5 protein-coding genes are annotated in these 3,774 nt (G+C 71.3%); 2 read left to right on the forward strand and 3 right to left on the reverse strand.

Going from position 1 to position 3,774, the window contains the following annotated elements; all coding sequences use genetic code 11:
- Positions 1-69: 69 nt before the first annotated feature.
- On the forward strand, positions 70-660 hold the full coding sequence (locus FKV24_RS07445) for a TetR/AcrR family transcriptional regulator (protein WP_141481926.1): 591 nt from the start codon (positions 70-72) through the stop codon (positions 658-660).
- 21 nt (positions 661-681) lie between these two features.
- On the opposite strand, the gene FKV24_RS07450 is transcribed toward FKV24_RS07445, so the two are convergent.
- The 3 genes from FKV24_RS07450 to FKV24_RS07460 form a co-directional block, all read right to left on the reverse strand.
- Positions 682-1,059: a hypothetical protein gene (locus tag FKV24_RS07450; RefSeq protein WP_141481927.1), complete on the reverse strand. Its 378-nt coding sequence runs from the start codon at positions 1,057-1,059 to the stop codon at positions 682-684.
- Positions 1,060-1,509: 450 nt separating this feature from the next.
- Positions 1,510-1,839 carry a hypothetical protein gene (locus FKV24_RS07455; protein WP_141481928.1) on the reverse strand — a complete coding sequence of 110 codons (330 nt, stop codon included), beginning with the start codon at positions 1,837-1,839 and terminating at the stop codon, positions 1,510-1,512.
- Positions 1,840-1,960: 121 nt separating this feature from the next.
- A complete protein-coding gene (locus FKV24_RS07460; RefSeq protein WP_141481929.1) occupies positions 1,961-2,530 on the reverse strand; it encodes a YybH family protein in 570 nt (189 codons plus the stop codon).
- 169 nt (positions 2,531-2,699) lie between these two features.
- On the opposite strand from FKV24_RS07460, the gene FKV24_RS07465 reads away from it, so the two are divergent.
- Positions 2,700-3,774 (forward strand): alkaline phosphatase family protein (locus tag FKV24_RS07465; protein WP_141481930.1); only part of this gene is annotated, 1,075 nt, incomplete at its 3' end.

Genomic DNA, 3,774 nt, shown 5'->3' on the forward strand with positions numbered 1-3,774 from the left:
CACGCGCGCCTGGCGGCCGATTCGGGCGGAAAATCCGTCCATCGGCGCGGTTTTGTTTACGCTGTACGCATGCCCCGCCGTACCGACACCGCCGAACGCATCCTCGCCGCCGCCCGCCGGTTGTTCGAGCACGAGGGACCGGCCGGGGTGACGATGCGCCGGGTCGCCGCCGCGGCCGGACTGTCGCCGATGGCGATCTACCGGCACTTCGACAACCGCGAGGCGCTGCTGGCGCGGATCGGCGAGGACAGCTTCGAGGCGATCGCCGGCCACTGGTCCGCGCGCGCGCGCGGGCTCGACCCGCTGACCCGGCTGATCGCGGTGCATCGGCTCTATCTGGACTACGCCCTCGCCCACCCGCACCTGTTCGACCTGGCGTTCTCAACGCCGCGTCGCGATGCCCGGCGCTACCCGGAGGACTTCCATGCGCGCCGCTCGCCGACCCTGACCGTGGTCGCCGACGCGGTCGCCGACGCGATGAGCGCCGGCGCACTGCGCGAGGACGACATCTGGGACGTGACCATGACCCTGTGGGCGCACACCCACGGACTGGTCGCGCTGTACCGCAGCGGCCGCTTCAACTACGACGAGGCGACCTTTCGCGACTTCTACGAGCAGTCGCTGCTGCGACTGTTCGACGGGCTGCGGCCCGCGAGCTGAGCCCAGGGGCTGCGAGGCGCTCTAGTGACCGCGCTGCGACGGCCGCTGCGGCGTGCGGTCGCGGACATGGGTGCCAAGCTCGACCCCCGAACGCCGGGCCGCCTCGATCGACTGGTCGCGCGCATCGTCGGGCGCGCGAACCTGCTGGCCGATGCAGTTGCCCGGCCGCGCATCGCCACCGGCGCGGGCAACGCAATGGGCCTTGCCGGGCATGCCGCCGCGGGCGGGCGTATGCTCGGCCACCCGGGCCTCGTCGCCATGCCGCGCGCTGCTGTGCGGGTCGACCAGGTGCACGCCCGGCTCGTCGATGGTCTGGGCGTCGACGGCGGCGATGAAGCCACACGACAGCAGCATCGACAACGCCCATCGCATCGGAACGAAGCGGCGATCGCGGCGCATGCGAAGGGCTGGACGGGAGAACGGCTGGGACTGATCCATGACGGGGGGCATCTGTTGAATGCGGGTCGCGCAAGGTCGCTGCTGACCCGGAGGCGGAAAGCCGTCGCTGCAACTCGGGCTCCGTGGATTCCAGTCCCTGGAAATGTGACGCGCCGCTCTGCAGGTGGGTTCGATGGCCGATAATGATAATCGAAACGACAGATTGGGCATAAGTCCTACCCGAAGCGCATCAAACGGCGTTTGAATCTTGCTCGCGCCGCCAACGACGATCGACAGCCGATGCAAGCCGCCACGGCGGCATCGGGTACAGGTTCCGGAGCGGGCACCCGCGACCGGGGGAGGTCTCGGGGGAAGCCACGGGTGCGCCGCTCCGGCCGCATGCACGCCGTCCGCGCCGATGCGCCGATGCAGCGATGCCGCAACCGCGACAGCCGGATGCCGGCCAGGGACTCAGCCGTCGTTGAGGCGGTTGTAGATCCGCGAGGACGCCTCGCCGACCTGCACCTGGGTTCCGGGCTCGTCGCGGCCGGTGGCCGCCTGGCGCTCACGATCCAGAGCCTGACCGCGCGCGTTGCGGCAGGACTTCGAGCGGATGTTCGAGCCGGTCTCGCGCATGCAGCGCGCGCCAGTGCGAGGCCGGGCAGACTCGGCGGCGTCGGACTGGATCACCTCCGCGGCCGCTGGCGGACTCTCGGGCGGATCGGGTGCAACGGACTCCTGTCCGGCGGCCGCGAACGCTGCGGTGCCGAGCAGGCCGGCCAGACAGATGCCTGATGCCATGCGGATCTTCATCATCGGACTCCCTGGACTGCGGCATGTCGCCACTGTCCAAGCGATACGCGCCAGCGGCACGAACCGTCGCAGTCGCAGCCGCCGACCGCGGCCGGCGTCGCAGGACCGCTCAACCGCCGCGCGGGCAATCCTCGCGGCGGCCGGCATGGAAGGCCGCGACCTGTTCGTCGCTGGCCGGCTGCGGGGCGATGCCGTCGTCGAACAAGACCCGCCACTGGCCGTCGTCATCGCGGTGCCAGACCGAATGGAAGGCACCGATCCGATGACGCACCGCGCCATCGGGGCCAACGCTCTCGTACAACGCGGGACCGCTGGAGGCGGCGACATCGTCCGCTCCGGCGATGGTGACCCGGGCCGGGTACCAGGACAGTTTCAGCGGCTCGCCGGCAATGATGCCGGCCCAGGCATCGACGATGGCGTCTCGCCCGCGCAGCGGCGCGGCCTGGCCGCTGTTGAACGCGGCCTGCTCGCCGACGTGGGCGGCGAAGGCCGCGCCATCGTGCTCGGCCACGCTGCGGGCGAAGCCCAGCTCGCGCGCCCAGACCTCGCATTCGGCGTCGCTGTGGGTCGGCGCCGCGGCAGCCGGCGGACCGGCCGCGGCCGTCGTTCCCAGGCAGACGATGGTCACGCAGGCAATGGCCAGCGATCGCGGACGGGGGTTGCGGACGGGGATGCGCATCGCGGTTCTCCAATCGGCCAGGAGCGGCGGCGGGCGGGCAGCCCGCCGCGACCAATCGTCACTATCGGCACAGTGCCGCGCCACCGCCAGCACAGGAAGTCATGCCCCCGACGCATGACAGCGCGCCAGCCGCAAGCGCAACGCAACATGGCACCGTTACTATCCCCGGATGCGATGGATTCCCGACCTGGCGCAGACGACGCGCCACCGCCTGCTTCCCACCCTCCTCGTTCTTGCCGGCCTGACCCTCGGCGGCTGCGCGACGCGCAGCGAACCGGTCGCGCCGCCGCCCTCGTCGCCGGCACCGGTGCTGCTGATCTCGATCGACGGCTTCCGCGCCGACTACCTCGACCTGGGCATCACCCCGAACCTGCAACGCATCGTCGACCACGGGGTCCGCGCCGAGTGGATGAATCCGTCCTACCCGTCGCTGACCTTCCCCAACCACTACTCGATCGTCACCGGCCTGCGCCCGGACCACCACGGCATCGTCCACAACAGCATGGAGGATGCCGACCTGGGTCTGTTCCGGCTGAGCATGCGCGAGGCGGTCGGCGAAGGCCGCTGGTGGGGCGGCGAGCCGATCTGGGTCGGCGCGCACAAGGCCGGCCTGGCGAACGCGACCCTGTTCTGGCCCGGCAGCGAGGCGCCGGTGCAGGACGTGCGTCCGGATCGCTGGACACCGTTCGACGCCGACCTGCCATACCGCAAACGGGTCGACACCGTGCTGGGATGGTTGTCCGAGCCGGCGGCGACGCGGCCGCGGGTCGCGACCCTGTACTTCGAGCGCGTCGACAAGGCCGGCCACGACCACGGCCCGGAGTCGCCGGAAACGCGCGCGGCGATCCGCGAGGCCGACACCGCGATCGGACGCCTGCTCGACGGCCTGCAGACGCGCGGCCTGCTCGGAGCGGTCAACCTGATCGTGGTGTCCGACCACGGCATGGCGCCGACCGCGCCGGAGCGGACGATCGCGGTGGAGGACATGGTGTCGATGGCGGACGGCAAGGTGGTCTCCTACGGCCAGTCGGTGGGCATCGAGCCCGCCCCGGAGCGCGCCGCCGCGATCGAAACCAGGCTGGTCGGCCGTCACGACCACTACCAGTGCTGGCGCAAGCAGGACCTGCCGGCGCGCTGGCACTACGGCCGTCATCCGCGGGTCCCCTCGATCATCTGCCAGATGGACGAAGGCTGGGACGCGATTCCGGCCGAGTACATGGAACGCCGGCGCGCCGCCGGCGCCC

Source organism: Marilutibacter maris (assembly GCF_006546735.2).
In the GTDB taxonomy this organism is placed as follows: domain Bacteria; phylum Pseudomonadota; class Gammaproteobacteria; order Xanthomonadales; family Xanthomonadaceae; genus Marilutibacter; species Marilutibacter maris.

Excerpts from the sequence above, each read along its gene's own strand:
- FKV24_RS07445 (WP_141481926.1), top strand. The coding sequence starts at position 70 with ATGCCCCGCCGTACCGACACCGCCGAACGCATCCTCGCCGCCGCCCGC.
- FKV24_RS07455 (WP_141481928.1), bottom strand. The coding sequence starts at position 1,839 with ATGGCATCAGGCATCTGTCTGGCCGGCCTGCTCGGCACCGCAGCGTTC.
- FKV24_RS07450 (WP_141481927.1), bottom strand. The coding sequence starts at position 1,059 with ATGCGCCGCGATCGCCGCTTCGTTCCGATGCGATGGGCGTTGTCGATG.
- FKV24_RS07460 (WP_141481929.1), bottom strand. The coding sequence starts at position 2,530 with ATGCGCATCCCCGTCCGCAACCCCCGTCCGCGATCGCTGGCCATTGCC.